The sequence below is a fragment of the Kordiimonas sp. SCSIO 12610 genome (genome assembly GCF_024398015.1).
GTDB lineage: Bacteria > Pseudomonadota > Alphaproteobacteria > Sphingomonadales > Kordiimonadaceae > CANLMI01.
Map to the genome: position 1 here is coordinate 2567826 of NZ_CP073747.1, position 18719 is coordinate 2586544.

General features: G+C 46.5%; 15 protein-coding genes. 12 read left to right on the plus strand and 3 right to left on the minus strand.

Annotated elements, in window-relative coordinates; all coding sequences use genetic code 11:
- The first annotated feature begins 67 nt into the window (after nucleotides 1-67).
- From KFF44_RS12125 to KFF44_RS12180, 12 genes are all read left to right on the plus strand, one after another.
- Nucleotides 68-340 (plus strand): DUF1153 domain-containing protein, encoded by a 273-nt coding sequence (locus KFF44_RS12125; RefSeq protein WP_255934553.1) that lies wholly within the window; start codon nucleotides 68-70, stop codon nucleotides 338-340.
- 196 nt (nucleotides 341-536) lie between these two features.
- Nucleotides 537-2255 carry a flagellar basal-body MS-ring/collar protein FliF gene (gene fliF / locus KFF44_RS12130; RefSeq protein WP_255934554.1) on the plus strand — a complete coding sequence of 573 codons (1719 nt, stop codon included), beginning with the start codon at nucleotides 537-539 and terminating at the stop codon, nucleotides 2253-2255.
- 14 nt (nucleotides 2256-2269) lie between these two features.
- Nucleotides 2270-3280, plus strand: coding sequence for a flagellar motor switch protein FliG (gene fliG / locus KFF44_RS12135; protein ID WP_255934555.1), 1011 nt, complete (start codon nucleotides 2270-2272; stop codon nucleotides 3278-3280).
- Nucleotides 3281-3297: 17 nt separating this feature from the next.
- Nucleotides 3298-3978 carry a FliH/SctL family protein gene (locus KFF44_RS12140; protein WP_255934556.1) on the plus strand — a complete coding sequence of 227 codons (681 nt, stop codon included), beginning with the start codon at nucleotides 3298-3300 and terminating at the stop codon, nucleotides 3976-3978.
- Nucleotides 3978-4337: a flagellar motor switch protein FliN gene (gene fliN / locus KFF44_RS12145; RefSeq protein WP_255934558.1), complete on the plus strand. Its 360-nt coding sequence runs from the start codon at nucleotides 3978-3980 to the stop codon at nucleotides 4335-4337. The genes KFF44_RS12140 and fliN overlap by 1 nt, the downstream gene beginning before the upstream one ends.
- 56 nt (nucleotides 4338-4393) lie before the next feature.
- A complete protein-coding gene (locus KFF44_RS12150; protein ID WP_255934559.1) occupies nucleotides 4394-5158 on the plus strand; it encodes a motility protein A in 765 nt (254 codons plus the stop codon).
- Between the two features lie 58 nt (nucleotides 5159-5216).
- Nucleotides 5217-6620, plus strand: coding sequence for a sigma-54 dependent transcriptional regulator (locus KFF44_RS12155; RefSeq protein WP_255934560.1), 1404 nt, complete (start codon nucleotides 5217-5219; stop codon nucleotides 6618-6620).
- Between the two features lie 56 nt (nucleotides 6621-6676).
- Entirely contained in the window at nucleotides 6677-8800 is a 2124-nt protein-coding gene (gene flhA / locus KFF44_RS12160) for a flagellar biosynthesis protein FlhA (protein WP_255934562.1), read from the plus strand.
- Between the two features lie 108 nt (nucleotides 8801-8908).
- Nucleotides 8909-9970, plus strand: coding sequence for a hypothetical protein (locus KFF44_RS12165; RefSeq protein ID WP_255934563.1), 1062 nt, complete (start codon nucleotides 8909-8911; stop codon nucleotides 9968-9970).
- Nucleotides 9967-10731 carry a P-loop NTPase gene (locus KFF44_RS12170; protein ID WP_255934564.1) on the plus strand — a complete coding sequence of 255 codons (765 nt, stop codon included), beginning with the start codon at nucleotides 9967-9969 and terminating at the stop codon, nucleotides 10729-10731. Before KFF44_RS12165 ends, KFF44_RS12170 begins: the two co-directional genes overlap by 4 nt.
- A gap of 80 nt (nucleotides 10732-10811) precedes the next feature.
- Nucleotides 10812-14405 carry a hypothetical protein gene (locus KFF44_RS12175; RefSeq protein WP_255934565.1) on the plus strand — a complete coding sequence of 1198 codons (3594 nt, stop codon included), beginning with the start codon at nucleotides 10812-10814 and terminating at the stop codon, nucleotides 14403-14405.
- 65 nt (nucleotides 14406-14470) lie between these two features.
- On the plus strand, nucleotides 14471-15364 hold the full coding sequence (locus KFF44_RS12180) for a DMT family transporter (RefSeq protein WP_255934566.1): 894 nt from the start codon (nucleotides 14471-14473) through the stop codon (nucleotides 15362-15364).
- On the opposite strand, the gene KFF44_RS12185 is transcribed toward KFF44_RS12180, so the two are convergent.
- The 3 genes from KFF44_RS12185 to fliI form a co-directional block, all read right to left on the minus strand.
- On the minus strand, nucleotides 15365-16762 hold the full coding sequence (locus KFF44_RS12185) for an aminotransferase (protein WP_255934567.1): 1398 nt from the start codon (nucleotides 16760-16762) through the stop codon (nucleotides 15365-15367).
- A gap of 84 nt (nucleotides 16763-16846) precedes the next feature.
- Entirely contained in the window at nucleotides 16847-17272 is a 426-nt protein-coding gene (locus KFF44_RS12190; protein WP_255934569.1) for a flagellar FliJ family protein, read from the minus strand.
- Between the two features lie 44 nt (nucleotides 17273-17316).
- Nucleotides 17317-18684, minus strand: a complete 1368-nt coding sequence (fliI, locus tag KFF44_RS12195) for a flagellar protein export ATPase FliI (protein WP_255934571.1) — start codon at nucleotides 18682-18684, stop codon at nucleotides 17317-17319.
- Between the last annotated feature and the right edge of the window lie 35 nt (nucleotides 18685-18719).

Consider the following 18719-nt stretch of genomic DNA (forward strand, 5'->3'; position numbering starts at 1 on the left):
TTTTTTAAAGACATGCTTTCCATACTTACAACTCGATTCGAGTATATGTATAAAAGTGGCAACACATATGAACAAAAACAAAAATATTATTGGACCACTCGGGGAACCTATGACCCTTGATGATTTACCCCCAGCGAACACAAAACGCTGGGTTATAAGACGTAAAGCTGAGGTCGTTGCTGCGGTTAGAGGCGGCTTGCTTACGCTTGAGGACGCATGCTCTCGCTACTCATTATCTGTCGAAGAATTTCTATCCTGGCAACAAGCTATTGACGCTAACGGCATGCAGGGCCTCAAAGTTACCAAAACTCAACAATATCGTGGAACCCGCCCTTTTTGATTCTCTGATCACATCTTTCTATAGTTAACCAACGGTGGTTGAAAGCCTACAATCAACCACAAATTAGGTTTTCTTAATAATTTCTATAGACTTAGATAAAAATATAGGCAATATTTGCCTATATTTAACTATCTGTTTACCTTTCAGCGGGTATGTAATGGATGGTGTTATAATAGATCAGTTTCCGAGGTAGGCAGTGGACGGTCTTATTCAGGCTTTTAAAAATTTTGGCGCGGCTCGCCTCATAGCGTTTGCAGGCGCTATATTGGCGACTGTTTTTGTATTCAGTTTAATTATTGGACGGATCGGACAGCCCCCGATGCGCGTTCTCTTTTCAGGGTTGGCGCCTCAAGACGCAGCATCAATTATTCAAGCTCTTGAAACACAGAATATTCCCCATGAACTGGATGGCGCGGGCAGTATTATTAAAGTTCCTGATGACCAGGTAGACCGCCTTCGCATAACGCTAGCAAGTGATGGCCTTGCCGGTGGAATTGTTGGTAAGGAAATTTTCGATCAAGACAGCAGTTTCGGGCGAACAAGCTTTGAACTGAATGTTAATTTGGTGCGGGCGATCGAAGGTGAACTATCGCGTACTATTCGCAATATCCAAAGCGTTAGCGAAGCAAGAGTTCATGTTGTCTTACCTGAGCGTCGCCCCTTTCAAAGAGATGCATCCGAACCTTCTGCTTCCATACTTGTACGCACAGTAGGCGGCGGCTTGGGCGCTCGCCAAGTACAAGCCATTCAATCGCTTGTCGCATCAGCGGTACCTGGTCTAACCCCTGACAATGTTACAATTTCGGATACAGCTGGTCGCTTGTTGAGTGACGGCGCAAGCGAACCACAACTTGGCAGTTTTACAAGCTTTGAAGAAGCGCGTGTGAATAAAGAACGTCTTTACCGTGAGAAAATCGAAGACCTGCTATCGCGGTATGTTGGTGAAGGTAATGTACGAGCGGAAGTTTCGATTGACATTAATCTTAATCGAACAACACGAAACCAAGTAACCTATGACCCTGACGGACAGGTTGTTGTCTCACAAAACACAAGTGAAAATACATCTAGGGACGAAACGTCTACCCCGACACCAGATACAGCCACTGTTGCAAATAATTTACCTGACGCACAGCAAAGTTCTAACACAAGTGTGAATACAAGCAGTGATACAAATGAGGTTACCAACTTTGAAAACTCTAAAACAGAAACGATCACAGTTGTTGAACCTGGTGAAATTCAGCAACTGCGTATTTCTGTATTAGTAAACTCCAATGCGCTGACACCCTCAACTGATGCCGATACCGACGGCGCGCAACAAACGCAAGACACACCGATTGACACGGCCACACTTGAGGAACTTGTGAAAGCAGCGGTTCCCTATGATGAGGCCCGTGATGATCAAATAACGGTTCGGGCCCTGGCATTCGCGCCGGTAGAGGAATTGGAAGCGCCTGAAGAGCCATTTAATATTCTAGGTGCAGGTATTAATCAGTTAGTTAGCATTGGCACTAATATTGGCTTGTTCATTTTGGGTGTTATGTTCTTGCTGATGATTGTACGCCCCGTAGTGATGAAATTAATTGAAACGATCCCGACACCATCGGAAGAGCCAGAGCCCGCTCAAATAGAAAATCAAGCTGCAGAAACCCCTGCTCTCTTTGCACCTGACTCGCCAGTAACAGCCGACGTTGTTGCGGCTGCAGCTGCAGGCGACGAAAGTGCTGCCGCGATTGTTCGGGCTGCCAAAAACTCAGGCAGTCTCGCACTCGAAAACTTCGGAGTTGATAGCAAAATTGATGTGGCGCAAGTCGAAGGGCGACTACAAGAATCAGCGGTTAAGAAAGTTGCTGATATCATCAAATCGCACCCTGACGAGTCTGTAGCAATCCTCAGAAACTGGCTCTACGCAGAGTAAATAGGTGTAATAGAATGAGTGAAACCACCATTGATTTAACCGGATCACAAAAGGCTGCTGCTTTTATGCTAGCGGTTGGTGAAAACTATGGCCAAGCGATCTGGGAAGCCTTATCTGACGATGAAATTAAAGAACTTTCTCAACACATGTCTAATCTGGGTTCTGTAAACGCTGAAGATGTAGAGAATATTTTTGTCGAATTCGCGTCAAAAGTTTCAACCGTCGGCAGCCTAAATGGTTCCTATGAAAGTACAGAACGCCTTCTTCGTAAAATGCTGCCGGCCGACCGCGTCGGTACTATTATGGATGAAATTCGCGGACCTGCGGGTAGAACCATGTGGGATAAGCTCGGTAATGTAAACGAGGTAGTGCTCGCAAGTTACCTAAAGAATGAATATCCACAAACTGTTGCCGTCGTCCTTCAGAAAATCAAAGCAGAGCATGCAGCACGGGTCTTATCTGTTCTTCCTGAAGATTTCTCAATGGAAGTTATTATGCGGATGCTTCGTATGGAAGCCGTGCAAAAGGATATCCTTGATAAAGTTGAGCAAACTTTGCGCATCGAGTTTATGAATAATCTGGCGCGCACCAGCCGACGTGATAGTCATGAGACCATTGCTGAGATTTTCAACTTTCTCGACCGCAGCTCAGAGGCACGTTTTCTATCCGCACTTGAGGACCGCAACAGGGACTCAGCAGAGAAAATCCGCGCACTTATGTTTACTTTCGAAGATTTGGCGAATTTGGACCCACAAGGCGTTCAAACGCTTCTCAGAAATGTGGACAAAGACAAGCTGGCTCTTGGTATGAAAGGGGCGTCGGATACGCTGCGCGACCTCTTCTTTTCAAATATGTCGGAACGTGCTGCCAAAATTCTACGCGAGGATATGGAAGCTATGGGCCCTGTTCGATTGCGTGATGTTGATGAAGCACAGATGGAAATGGTTAGTAAAGCCAAGGATCTGGCTGAATCAGGCGAAATTCTGCTTTCTGATAATAAAGGCGAGGATGAACTGGTATATTAAGTATCAGGCAAAGTTTGATGGTAGAACCTGTAAAATATACATTTGATCAAGCTTTCGATGGCGGAGAGAAAAGCCGTTTTGATGACGAGATCATCAAAGTACGCGCTGAAATGGAAGAATTGAAGCAACAAGCCTATGCACAAGGCTTGGAGGAAGGTCGCAAGCAAACCCTTTCAGAGATTGAGGCCTCAACATTAAGTACGCTTTCTACCTTGGGGGGAAGCATACAAACACTTTATGATCAGCATAGCCAAACCGAAGCGCAAATGACCCATGACATGGTTCAATTGGCTTATACTATTTCCTCAAAATTGGCTCCTGCCCTCATTGAGCGGGAACCACTGCATGAATTAGAAGCTTTGATCATAGATTGTATGCGTACAGTCAATAGTGAACCTCGTTTGGTATTACGTGTTTCCGAGCAGCTTTTGGACAGTATTAGCAATCGTATCAATACACTGAAAGAAATGAGTAATTTCTCAGGGGATGTGGTTGTGGTTGCAGAAAACTCTCTCGGCCTTCAAGACTGCACGCTTGAATGGGCCCAGGGCGGTACAACAAAGCGATACGGCGAAATTCAAAAGCAGATCGAAAGCTTGGTACAGAAATATATTATGGGATTATCGAGTGCTTCAAACCAGAAAGAAAGCGACACAGATAATAACCATAATACCGCGGAACATATGGGAACAGAATAATGGTTAACGAAACTGAAAATGCAAATGAAGTTGGCCTTCAAGAACTCTCCGAAAATCAGGACGGCGGACCCGAATTAGCGAAGAAGCAAGATGGTCAGATAAGAACTGCGCAGGAACTAGAGCCTGTTTTTGATGTTCCTGTGAAAATACAGGCCGTTCTTGGAAAAACAAAGCTTGAAGTGAACCAACTGCTTAAACTCGCGCCGGGTGCCGTGATCGAGCTTGACCGCAAAGTTGGTGAAGCCATTGATATTTATGTCAATAACCGTTTGGTTGCCCGCGGTGAAGTTGTTCTGGTTGAGGATCATTTGGGCGTTACCATGACGGAAATTATCAAAATCGATGGCGGAGCAACCTAAAGGATAACAATGACTGTTTCGATCGTTCTCAATTCATGTAAAAAGGCGAAAGGCTTATGAGCACACTCATCGGCATGCTTGTTGCGTTTTTAATAGTTATTGGCTCTATCGCTTTCGGCGGGCCATTGGCTGCCTTCGTCAACCCTGCTGGTCTATTGATCGTTGTGTTGGGCACACTCGCTGTTACCGTAATCAGTTTTCCAATTTCTGAGATAATTTCAATTCCCAAAAATATATGGGACATGCTTCGCCACGGTCAAAGGGACCCTAGTCAGGAAGCCATTCGTATCTTAAAACTCGCTGTAGATGCCCGTAAAAGTAACGATATTCATGAGCTTGAGCGAAGCATTACAAGACATAAAGACGCCCCTTTCTTCGTTCAGGGGTTGAAACTTGTTGTTGATGGAACTTCACCCGAAGAAATTGAAGCCATCCTTCGAAGAGAGTCCAGTACCGTTGCTGCCAAACACATGCGCGCAGTAGACTTTTTAAGACGCGCTGGTGATGTTGCACCGGCAATGGGCCTAATTGGTACATTGATCGGCCTTGTTAGATTGCTCGGAAATCTGGATGATCCGTCGCAAATTGGCCCTGCAATGGCGGTAGCTCTTCTAACAACTTTTTACGGTGCGATACTCGCACATTTAGTATTCATTCCTCTTGCTGCAAAAACTGAAAACAGCACGTCAGAAGAAGTCCTCATTAATAACCTGTATTCGATGGGTGCGACTTCAATCAGGCGTCAGGAAAATCCGCGCAGACTGGAAATGCTGCTGAACACAGTATTACCGCCTGCAAAGCGGGTAACGTATTTTAGATAAGACATTTTAATATCGGCAGCGAAATAATCGCGCCATATATGATAGACGGAGACATACAATGCGATTGCTGATTATAGGCACACTTGATGGACAGCTCGGCGCTGCCAGCCAGATCGCAATGGACCGAGGCGCACAGGTAACCCATGCCCACGATGCAGAAACCGGACTTAGTATCCTGCGAAGCCGCGGCGCTGATCTCTTGATGGTGGAAATATCACTAGACATTCCAGCCTTGATCTCACGCCTAAAGGCAGAACACTTCTCACTGCCAGTTGTTGCTTGTGGTATCGGTACTGACCCAAGAATAGCGGCCGACGCTGTCAGAAGCGGTGCCAAGGAATATATTCCTCTTCCCCCAGAAGCGGACTTGATTGCCGCTGTTTTGGAAGCAGTTTCAGAAGACAATCAATCCTTCATTTACCGTGATCCGGTCATGAAAAACGTTGCAGCACTGGCGGAGCAAGTTGCTCCATCTGAAGCCAGCATTATGGTGACGGGGGAGTCTGGGACTGGTAAAGAAGTTATGGCGCGCTTTGTTCATCAGAAAAGTAATCGTGCGAACAAAGCATTTGTAGCTGTTAACTGTGCCGCAATCCCCGAAAACCTACTAGAGTCAGAATTATTCGGGCACGAAAAAGGGGCCTTTACAGGCGCGGTTGCTCGCCGGATCGGTAAGTTTGAAGAAGCCGACGGCGGAACACTTCTGCTAGATGAAATTTCAGAAATGGATGTCCGCCTGCAAGCCAAGTTATTGCGCGCCATTCAGGAACGTCAAATTGATCGTGTTGGCGGGTCAAAACCGGTTAACGTAAATATTCGTATAATCGCAACCTCGAACCGAAATTTACAGGAAGAAGTTAAAGATGGTAATTTTCGGGAAGACTTATTTTTCCGCCTAAATGTTGTGAACCTACGGGTTCCACCACTTCGGGAGCGCCCCGCAGACATCAAGGCCCTAGCCACATTTTTTGCTGAAAAATACGCTAAAGTTAATAATGTCGATGAAAGACCGTTGTCAGAAGAGGCAATCCGAAGCCTTATTGCCCACACGTGGCCAGGAAATGTGCGCGAGTTGGAAAATGCAATGCACCGGGCTGTTTTATTGGCATCGGGTGATGAAATTAGTGCAAGTGCCATTATGTTACCTGATGCAAGCGGCAACCTGATGCCCAATGACAGTCAAATGGCGTCTACTACGCCGCTTGCTAATGCGCATAATGATGAAGCGGCAATTGCTGCCCTTGCCAGTCCAACAGCAGAGATTGGTGACCAAGGTGGCAATTTGGTCGGTAAAACGGTTGCCGAGGTCGAGCGTGACTTGATCATTGATACCCTTAAACATTGCCTTGGAAATCGCACTCACGCCGCAAATATTCTGGGTATTTCAATACGGACGCTAAGAAACAAACTCAATCAGTATCAAACGGATGGCATTTCAGTGCCGCAACCTGGTAGCCAGTAATCCAGAAGCTAACAAAATGTCAGGCCTAACACGCCAATTTGACATGAGGAAACGAGATGAGTGATACAGCATCAGGTGGCCCTGGCGGCGGCGATGGCGGAGGTGGTATAGACCTCTCCAACTTCGTTGCGGGCCTGAGAAATAGTGATGTTGCCTTTGCCCTTGGCATGATGGCAATCCTCCTCATGCTTATCGTTCCGATGCCAAGCTGGCTTTTGGATGTAATGCTTGCGGCGTCAGTCACTTTCTCTGTTATGGTTTTAATGACCAGCCTGTTTATTCAAAAACCACTACAATTCAGCAGCTTCCCAACTGTCCTTTTGATTGCGACAATGTTGCGGCTATCCCTAAACCTCGCCTCCACCCGCCTAATATTAAGCGAAGGGCATACAGGAACAGACGCAGCAGGTCAGGTTATCGAGTCCTTCGGTCAATTTCTGATGGGGGGATCGGCTATTATCGGTATTATCGTTTTCGCGATCCTCATAATCGTGAACTTTATCGTTATTACAAAGGGTTCAGGCCGTATCGCAGAGGTCGCAGCTCGTTTCTCCTTGGATGCAATGCCCGGCAAGCAAATGGCGATTGACGCAGATATGTCTGCGGGCCTGATCAACGAAGATGAAGCAAGAACCCGCCGTAAAGAACTGGAAGAAGAGAGTAGTTTCTTCGGCTCTATGGACGGTGCTTCAAAATTTGTTCGCGGTGATGCAATCGCAGGCCTTTTGATTACATTTATCAATATTATCGGCGGTATCCTAATCGGGATCATTGTGCAGGATATGTCCTTTGCTGACGCCGCGAATCGCTACACTGTTCTAACGGTTGGTGATGGCCTGATTACGCAAATTCCGGCACTCATTGTATCCACCGCTGCTGGTCTTTTGGTGACCAAGGCTGGTGTAACCGGTCAAACGGATAAGGCGCTCTTTGGTCAAATGACCAAAAGCCCGCGGGCTCTCGGCGTTACAAGTGCCCTCCTGTTTTTAATGGCGCTATCAGGGCTCCCCCCTCTTCCGTTCATTGGTCTTGGTGGTATCCTGGCCTATACTGCTTATGCCCTTAGCCGGGCCAATCAGGAACGGGAAGCACAGGAAGTTGAAACCAAACTTCTGGAAAAAGAAAAAGAGGCTGCAAAACCAGCAGAAGAGCCTATCACCGCTGCCCTTGCGCTTGATCAACTTCGGCTTGAACTTGGTTACGGGCTTCTAACACTGATCAATGATGATAGTGGTTTTAAACTTACTGACCAAATCAAAGCATTAAGGCGGCAGTTGGCGAGCGAAATGGGCTTTGTCATGCCATCAGTGCGTATCCTTGATAATATGCAGTTACCAGCGAACAATTATGTTCTTCGGGTCAAGGAAACAAATGTTGGCAAAGGTGATATCAGGCCCGGTATGCTATTGGTAATGGACCCGCAGGGCCAGCCCGTTCAGATTCCTGGGGAAGCTACGACCGAACCTGCGTTCGGCCTGCCGGCGACATGGGTGGATCAGTCAGCCAAGGAAGAAGCCTCCTTCAGGGGGTATACAGTGGTTGACGCCGCGACCGTTATCACCACGCACCTGACCGAAGTTATCAAAGACAATATGGCCGATTTGTTATCATATGCAGAAACACAAAAACTGCTTGATGATCTGCCAAATCAAAACCAAAAGTTACTGACCGATATTGTCCCAACACAGATCACTACATCTGGCATTCAACGTGTTCTCCAAACGCTGCTTGTGGAGCGTGTATCTATTCGTGACTTGCCTACGATTTTGGAAGGCATCGCAGAAGCAACTGGCTTCACCCAAAACGTCATCATGATCACCGAACATGTGCGCACACGCCTCGCGCGGCAATTATGCTCAGCCAATTCTACACCCGATGGGTTCGTAGCTCTTGTGACCTTATCACCTGAATGGGAGCAGGCATTTGCAGAAAGCCTGATCGGTCAAGGCGAAGAAAAACAATTGGCGATGGCCCCAACACGCTTGCAAGAATTTATCAATACCGTTCGGATTATTTATGACCAACAAGCAGAGCGCGGCGAATCCCCGGTTATGCTAACAAGTCCAACTGTTCGCCCATATGTTCGCTCTATTATTGAGCGTTTCAGGCCTGCAACCGTAATCATGAGCCAAAATGAAATCCACCCTCAAGCTAAGATTAGAACCCTGGGACAAATTTAATCGGTCATTTATATTTGTACATGTAATGAATAATGAAGTTTTTTGATGCAGGAAAAGCAAGAACATCATAAGACTTAAATACGATAAACAAGGAATGTCTGTTTAGTAATGCGGTTAAAAACCTTTCACGCCAAATCGATGAATGAAGCAATGGATCAGGTTCGTGATGAACTTGGGCCAGATGCGATTATCATTTCAATCGATGAAGGCAAAGCAAGCGTGCGCATAACCGCTGCACTGGAAGCCGGCGCGACACCAGAGCCGCCAGCAGCCGCGCCTGCACCACAACAAACACCTATCGCCTTCGAGACCAGTCACCCTGTTGACAAATCAAGAGAGTTTGACAAGGCTGATATTTCTGCTGTTATCGCCCATCACGGGATACCATTTGAAACGGCCAATCATTTTGAGGAAGCTATAAATGCTTCAAATCGGGCCAGCAGCCTTAATGAGGCTTTCTCGCTCGCACTGGATACAAATATTAGAATTAGCCCGATAACAGATGCGGTTACACGGCCAATTATGCTGGTCGGCCCACCGGGTGCAGGTAAAACGATTTGTGCGGCAAAACTTACAGCTGATGCGCTTCTTCACGAACGGGATGTAACACTGGTGTCTACTGATACAGTGAAAGCAGGTGGTATCGCCCAACTGGACCATTTTGCACAATTGATGAAACAAACCGTGCTAACCGCCGACACACCCGAAGAACTGTCAGCCTTATTAAAACGCAAACGAACTAGTTTCACACTAATCGATAGCCCCGGTACAAACCCATTTGATATGGAAGAATTGAAGACGCTGCTGAACTTTATCCATATAGCCGATGCTGAACCTGTATTAGTCCTCCCCGCTGGTCTCGACGCAGATGACGCGCAGGAAATAGCCGATATTTTCTCCAAAATGGGATGTCAGCGTTTCATTGCAACACGCCTTGATGCGGCACGGCGGTATGCAAGCATAATAATGGCAGCAAGGCCCGGCTTTTTATCGTTAGCAGCCTATAGCAGAAGCCCGTTTATTGCGGACGGGTTGGAGCACGCAAGTTCAATGAAGCTGGCAAAACTTCTGACCGCACTTCCAAGGCGAAAGTCCGAAATCACTGATTTGGATAAGAGCGCTTCAGGCACACAATCTTTTACATCTCGTCAAATGGATGGGAACTCATGACTGACACAATCAATAACGAAAAAAAGCTAATCACAGTCGCTTCAGGCAAGGGAGGTGTCGGTAAAACCTGGTTCTCTGTCACGCTCACGCATGCGCTTTCTCACTTAAATAGGAAGGCTGTTGTTTTTGACGGTGACCTAGGGCTTGCAAATGTTGATATTCAGCTTGGCCAGATGCCCAACAAAGATCTGGGTGATGTTATTTCCGGGTCTGCATCCCTTAAATCCATTGTTAGCCGATATGATGACAAGGGCGGAATTGGGTTTGATTACGTGCCAGGCAAATCAGGCTCTGGCGCGCTAGGTTCCTTGTCACGTGACATTCTTCGGGGCTTGAAAGCGGATCTGATTGGCCTCGCGCAGGACTATGATCATCTGCTTTTAGACATGGCTGCGGGCGTTGACCCTGCTGTAACGACGCTCTCAAATCATCAAGGTAAGTTACTTGTTGTTATGACCGCAGACCCAACGTCGTTAACAGATGCCTATGCGTTCATCAAAATCACCATTATGAAAAACCCAAAGGCGAATATCTCGATTGTGGTGAATAGCGCGAAAACCAAACGCGAAGGCGAGCGTACTTACGAAGCCATCAAACGCGCATGCGAAGGATTTTTGAAGATTTCGCCCCCACTTCAGGGTATAATAAGAAGCGATAGTAAGGTTGTTGACGCCATTCGTTCCCAAGTACCGCTTTTAACCCGGCATCCACAATCAGATGCTGCCGCTGATGTAAAGGCAATTGCTGCGTCGCTTGTATAATCTGACCAAGGCTATCCACCCCAGTCAGATCATTCTGAGTATTCTCATGGATACTTTAACTGAGCTAGTTGGTTAGGCTGATGAGTGATATTACAACACCTTCAAGTAACGCTAATCCGTCGGGTACACGCATAACCGATGGCTCCTCTGCTGTTACCCGTGACCCACAGCAAAACGCGCAGCAAAGGCCTGAAAACGCCCGGCCTCAAACAGTCGAAAATACATCCGAGGCCTCAAACGCCCGTGACCCTGCTGTTACGATTGCTCCAACCACTGCTGGATTAAATGTTGGTGATAATGTTGAAGAAACTATCGCGAGGGTAGACGTTGAAGGTAGACCCATTATTGTCACTGATTTTGCAACCTTTGCCCTAAGGCCAGATGCAGGCCTTGCCCCCGGTGATGATGTGGATTTACAAATCGTCGAGGCAAACCGGCAAATTCTAGCCGACCTTCGAACGCAAAATAACCGTACAATCGATCCCCCTATTCGCCTTGAACTTGTTATTGTTGCGATCAATAATCGCCCTAATCCTTCTGTGCCTATTCAAAATCAAGTACAAAATGAGCAGCTACAAAACAACGCGGACATCACCACCGCATCTACGATACCTGATAGCGAAAATCAGATCGATCAAAGTCCTGCATCAAATAATATAGAAAACGTAACATCTTCGGCCCAACCTCAAACGATAGTGGATGAGAACGAAAGACCTCCAAATGAGCCGTTGGGGGAGCAGCGCGTGCAGGTTACTGCTTTATCCGAAAACCAAGAACCACTGGTAAGAACCGAGCTTGCAACTTATACACTCGTGAGCCCTCTTCAACTAACCCCCGATGATACTGTTGATCTTAACATCACAAGCATAACTACAACTAACCCCCAAATCAGGGCTGAAATCCTTGCCATTAATTCAAGGCCGCTTCCAGAGCCCACACCCGCTGTACTAACTCAGGTTACAGTCGCAGAGGCGCAGCCATCAATTCCCCGTAACGAAACGGAAGCAATTGCCCTCGCTGCACGGCAATCCGAACTTGTTGCAAACGCGAATTTAGGGAATGAGAGCAGCCCTCAGTCGTTAACACGTAATGCTGACGACAGATCAACAGGATTGGAAGAAAATACACGTTTGCCAACGTTTAGTGTCAGTGAGAGTGATCGCACCCTTCCCTCACGCATTGATATCGAACGAAATACATCTTCATCTGAAGCGCGAAATGAATCAGATAGCCCTTCTAACTCTCTGTCAAATATAGAACGGCCAACTGTAACAACCTCTCAGGCAAATGAAAGTAATAACAACAGACGCCAAAGAGAGAATGTCGCGACATCTTTCCAAGTTCAGTCAAATCGGAACGTGGATATTGGGCCTGAGGCTAACCAAAGGCAAGCTGAGAGTACAGAAAGGCCAGAGCGCCCTGATAACATACCAACACGCACTGTTGATGCTACAGAACCAAGAGCACTCACCGTCGGTTCGGGCGACAATAATGAACCAACCGTTCCTAGACCTGAGGCCAATCAGCAACCAGCCATAACGACAAATGAAGTGATTTCGGATATTTCAGAAGACGGCGTCAACACACAACAGTCTGTTGAAAATCGAGTTTCCACCACTTCAATTGGTGCAACAACCGCTGTAGTTCAAAATACTGTTGAAGAAGCGTCTAACCCACAGCAGCCAGCATCGCTTGCAAGCTCTGTTACGCAGAGTGTAGGCACACTGGTACAAGATCAACAAGTCACAGAAGCCGATACAAATATACAAACCATCGTTTCTTCGACTAATCCTGTGGGCGCTGAACCTCTCGCACAAGCATCCTCTTCAACAACAAACTCTACTGCTCAAGCACAAATTGCCGACACAGCCAGCGTCCCCCTTCAAGGCGCTCAAACAATACCCGCAGGGAGTCAGATAGAAGTGTTTACCACCGCTGGCACCGCAATCACACTAGAAGTCTTGGATGTGGCGACCAGTACGGTCAATCCGGCTAATATTGCTCAGGTAAATGGCTTTACACCACTTCCAATCGAGGAAACGCGAAGCTTATCACTACCAATTACTGCATTTGCATCCATATCTACGGAGCTTGCTAAAATTGACACGACAAGAGGGCCTTTTATCCTCCCGAGCAACATTGCTCAAAACCTGGTAGGGGAAACTGTCGCAATATCTGGCATTTCTGCCCAGGACATTAGCCAGCTGCCCACATTCCCAATTTCTAATGCACGGCAATCTTTAATCAATGCAGGCTTTAGCAACAACGCTATACCGAACACATCAGAGGCCGCCGCGCTTTCACAATCAGAAGCAATACCTGCGCCTACTGCACCGCTGGCTTCAAACCAACCTCAATCTTCACCGACAATCGGTACTCCAATTCTGAATGAGCAACCTATATCTTTACCTGTACTCAATGGTTTTGGTGGTTTTCTACAAAACCTGGAAACACTCCCTGCTCAGTTTGCTCCAACGGACGTGACTAGTTCTACACCTTTGTCTTCGGGGTTATCCCCCAATATTCCACAGGCTGTGTCTGTTGCCTTTATATCTCAAACCGCAATCGAGAATGTCGCCATAAATTCTGCGAGCACTGAAAATGGAACGCGGAGTGCAAGCAACATTGAGCCCGGTGCCCTTTCTCAGCTCGCTGCACTTGCTGATATACCTTCAAAGTCAACTACAGAAGAAGATACTAATAGTTCGCGGCAACTCCCTCCTACAATTGGGCCAACACGAATTACAGATATTCAAATATCAAAGCCAAGCGTGCAGGCCGTTGCATCAACAAACTCGGCAATATTGCAAACACCCAATGGTACCATCACACTGAATATTCCGAGTGAATTTTCAATCAATGTGGGCGACATAGCCATTGTGTTACCTTCATTGAATGAAAATGATGCCGAGGCCATTGCGCAACAGACCGTGGCTACATTTGGAAGATCAATTGCCAATACAGTCGCCGCGAGCACGCCGCAACTTGACCCAATAGCGCTTGGTGCCTGGCCCGCCCTGAATGAAGCTATATCAATTTTAAACCAACAGAAAACGCCCGACCTCGTGAATATAGGGGCCAAAACCGCGCAAGGTGGAAAAGGGCTAACGAACGGATTATTGTTTATACTGAACGCAGCCCGTGTAGGAAGCCCATCAGCCTGGATTGGGAACCGCGCTGAGGAAGTGCTAGAAAAAACAAATTCAAGGCTGTTGGAAACATTAAAACGAGACATTTCAACCCTTATCAATGGTGCAAATGACACCATCAATGAATGGCGACCCATATCACTACCGTTTGATATTAGGGGCGGCGATATCCCATTCATTACCATGCTCTTCAAAAACGATCCTGATCAACAAAGAGGATCCAATGATGACAATGATCCGCAACAGCATGAACGGTTCGTTCTGGAAATAGATTTCAAAAATATTGGTACAATTCAGTTAGACGGGTTTGTTAAAGACAGTAAATTTGATCTGACCCTACGAAGTAAAGCTGATTTACCACAAGCTCTGTCGACTGAATTGAAACAACTATTTAAGACGGCTTTGGACGCAAATGGCTTTCAGGGGTCATTATTTGTCGAACAACACGACAAGTTCACCATTAATGTGCAGGAAGCCCTCTCAAAAAGCAGGAAAACCTTCTCAAGCGTGCCCTATTCTTCTTGACGCTTTTACAATACCTGATATGTCGAAGCCTCTTATTCGTTTCGCTTGCATTTAAAGGCTCGAACATGGCAGTGATTTTTACTTTCATTCTGTGCGTACTGATATGGGGTTCAACCTGGTATGGGATTGAACTTCAATTGGGTATTGTGCCGAAAGAATGGTCGTTGGCATATCGCTTTGGCCTATCAGCAATTTTGTTGATGGCATGGTGCAAATTCCGAAACATGGATTTGGCCTTTTCCCTCAAGCAACATCGATTAAGTGCTGGCTTAGGACTATTCCTGTTTTCGAGTAATTACTTTCTGGTTTATACAGGAACCGAATATTTAACATCGGGCTTGGTTGCTGTTGCATTCTCGCTTTTATCATTCTTCAATATATTCACGGGAAGAATATTCCTAAAGTCTCCTATCCAAACACCTGTAATCATTGCAGCCATTATGGGAATATTTGGACTGGTTTTAATTTTCTGGCCAGAAATGGAAAGCTTATCCCTTCATGACACCACTGCAATCGGACTTGCATTTTGTATTGGTGCCACATTATTCGCTTCGGTTGGAAATACGATTGCTGGTTCTGATAGCGCCAAGGTCCTTTCAATCATACCCTTTAACGCATGGGGTCTAACATACGGCGCTATTTTCAACATTATTTTTGCTTTAATTAGCGGGGAAAGTCCTGCTATCGACCCTAGGCCAATTTACTGGATTTCGCTAATTTATCTGTCGCTATTCGGCACTGTTATCGCCTTTACACTTTATCTCTGGCTGATGGAAAAAATGGGAATGGCGCGCGCAGGGTACATAGCGGTAATGACCCCGATTGTAGCCCTCATCATCTCGACATTTTTGGAAGGGTTTATGTGGACCCTTCCTGCCGTCATCGGCCTGTCCCTGGTTATTCTCGGTAACATAGTCATGATCAACAAGAAGCAGCAACAGCAGCCTGCCGACGTTTGATTACCCCATCTGTTGAAGCGCCTGATATGTATCGCTCAAGCATTCGTTCAGCGCCTGAACGGTTAGATCAATTTCTTGTTCTGATACAATAAAGGGCGGGCACAGAATAAGCGCGTTCCCAGCAGGGCGAACGATCAACCCTTTCATCAAAGCCGATTGCGAAACATGGTTACAAACCATTCCTTCAAGCGGATACTGTTCCCGGTTTGCCTTGTCTTTAACCAACTCAATACCTGCCATAAGGCCAATTGAGCGAACTTCACCAACAAGGGGGTGACTTTCAAGTATTTTGAGGCGCTGTTTGAAATAAGGCCCGATATGATCACGTACGCGTTCTACCAGTTTTTCACGCTCGAGAATTTCGATATTTTTTAAAGCAATAGCACATGTTACCGGATGGGCAGATGTCGTAAAACCATGCTGTATAACGCCGGCATTTGCTTCTAGAAAACTGGCTATTTCATCGGATACAATCGTTGCCGCGATGGGCACATAAGCCGACGATAGTCCTTTCGCCAGCGTAATAATATCTGGTTTAATATTGTATTCTTCAGCCATAAACCATGCGCCAGCGCGGCCAAAGCCGGTAACAACCTCATCCAAAATCAAAAGAACATCATATTTCTTACATATACGCTGAACTTCTGGCCAATATGTTTCAGGTGGAATGACTGCCCCCAGAGCATTCTGGATCGGCTCCCCAATAAATGCAGCAACATTATCGGGCCCTGCCTCCAGAATTTGTTCTTCGATAGATTGAGCAGCCTTAATACCAAACTCATCTAACGCCATATCACCGCCCAAGCGGAACCAACATGGCATCATGGCATGGCGAATATCTTGCCCCACTTCAATTCCGAATGGTTCCTGCATCGCCTTATTGCCAGTAAGCGCTGCAGTGACGATAGAACTACCGTGATAGCTATTATCGCGGGCAATAATAACTCTCTTGCTTTTCTTACCTTTTAGTTGCCAGTACATATGGGCAACTTTTATCGCTGTTTCGTTCGCTTCTGACCCTGAATTTGAAAGAAACACACTATTGAAATTCGCAGGTGCCAATGATGCAATTTTACCGCAAAGGGCCGCCACAGCAGGGTTCGATACAGCCGCAAAGCTATGGTAATAACTCAGTGTTTTATATGCAATTGCAGCAGTTTCAGCCATTTCAGGGTTGCCGTAACCTATATTTACGCATGCAAGGCCGGCCATCATATCCAAAAGGCGAATACCCTGACCACTGACATAACACCCCTCAGCACTATCAATGAGAAACGGGGGTGCCTGTTTTAGTGTATTTGGGTCCGTAAAGGGATGCATATGATGCTTTTGATCAAGCCCCTGAAGTGCCGTCAAATGCGCCTGTATTGTTTCTTGTGTAGGCTGCCCATCGGTCATTGCATTCTCTCCCCTTATCTATGCAATTGTTATGGCAGCAATTTGGGCGTTGAGCCACACGAAAATATAAACTTCACCACTATGTTAATTCTCAGAATATTCAGATGACTTAAGGAAACTCTGCATGCCCTGCTCATCCAGGATTTTCTGGTCCCGGAGCGCTTCCTCATTTTTCAGGCGTTTTTGTTCTTGCTCTTCAGCGATTTCATAGGTTTTCAATTCTCTGAAGGCTTCGCTTACATCATCCCTGCGTTCTGATATCTCTTCATCTTTAATGCGCAATTCGCTTTCATAGCCCGTCATTTTGAATTTTACGCCGTTCATATAAGCACCAAGACTGGAAGGCCCAACCTCAAGCGAAGCTGCATTCTGTTGTTCTTGCACCTCTAAGTTCAAGTTATGAATTTTCTGGATTATGGCTTCCCGCTGTTGTTCGAGTAACACAAGTTCCCGACGTTTTTCATCGAGTTCCCACTTCCTCATGCGAATTATAGATTGTAACCGCGCCATAACAGGTCACCAGTCAGAAACTTGAACTGACATCGTTAAAATCGTCATTGCACTGCCCCAGGCACAGGATTTTGACCATTCAATACCATGGCGGCAGGACCCATCTCAAGAATTTGACGAAGACGCGCATAGCCTTCTGGTAAAGAAGTATGGTCCTCCTTTAGCTGGCTTAAAAATTCCTCGAGAAACGGATTATACTGAATGGCGGCATCAACGTCCGGATTACTACCCTGTCGGTAAGCACCCAATCTGATCATTTCCTCCATATCCGCATAAGTTGACATATATTTCCGTGCTTCACGCACAAGCATATTTTCTTCATCATTGTTACAGCGCGGCATTGTTCTAGAGACAGATTTCAAAACATTTATCGCTGGATATCTACCCCTTTCAGCGATCGCCCGCTCCATAACGATGTGACCATCCAAAATACCGCGAACGGCATCCGCGACAGGTTCATTATGATCGTCACCTTCTACAAGGACTGTAAACAACCCTGTTATATTGCCTTTACCTTTAGGCCCTGGCCCAGCACGCTCCAGCAATCTTGGTAGTTCAGTGAAAACAGTAGGCGTATACCCTTTACTTGTAGGGGGTTCGCCGCCCGCAAGGCCAATTTCCCTTTGGGCCATGGCAAATCGTGTCACACTGTCCATCAAGCACATTACGCCAGCACCTTGATCGCGAAAATATTCAGACAGTGTCAGCGTTAAAAACGCCGCCTGCCGTCGCATTAACGCACTTTCATCTGACGTTGCCACAACGACAACCGATCGAGCCAAGCCTTCCTCACCAAGGTCATCCTCAATAAATTCCTGAACTTCGCGGCCACGTTCACCAATAAGGCCAATAACACTCACATCGGCATTTGCATATCGCGCTATCATTGAAAGAAGAACAGATTTACCGACACCAGAGCCTGCGAAAATTCCCATACGCTGACCATCACAGCAGCTAATAAAGCTATTGAGTGCACGAACACCTAAATCCATTTTCCCACCGACACGTTGTCGTTCATGTGCCGCTGGCGGGTTCGCACGTAACAACTTGGGCTCAAATCCATTGACAATCGGACCCTTGCCATCAATTGGTTCGCCAAAGGCGTTCACAACGCGCCCCAACCATTGCTGCGAAGGAAAAACCTGCGGCTCAGATTGCGTCAAAACTGCCTTACACCCAACCCCGATACCTTCCAACTGAGCATACGGCATCGCAAGCGCTGTGCTATGACGAAATCCAACAACTTCAACAGGGACCTTCCGGCGGTCCCGTGTTGTCACTTCAAGCCTTGAGCCAATCGATACATATGGACCAGCACCGTCAAGTTCTACCAGCAATCCCCGCACACCAGAAACACGGCCGTAATGCTGTTCGGGTTTAATTCGTTCAATATCCTGAATTAGGCTTTTCATAAAATTTCATGCCCGATTTATTAGCTGAAGTTTGA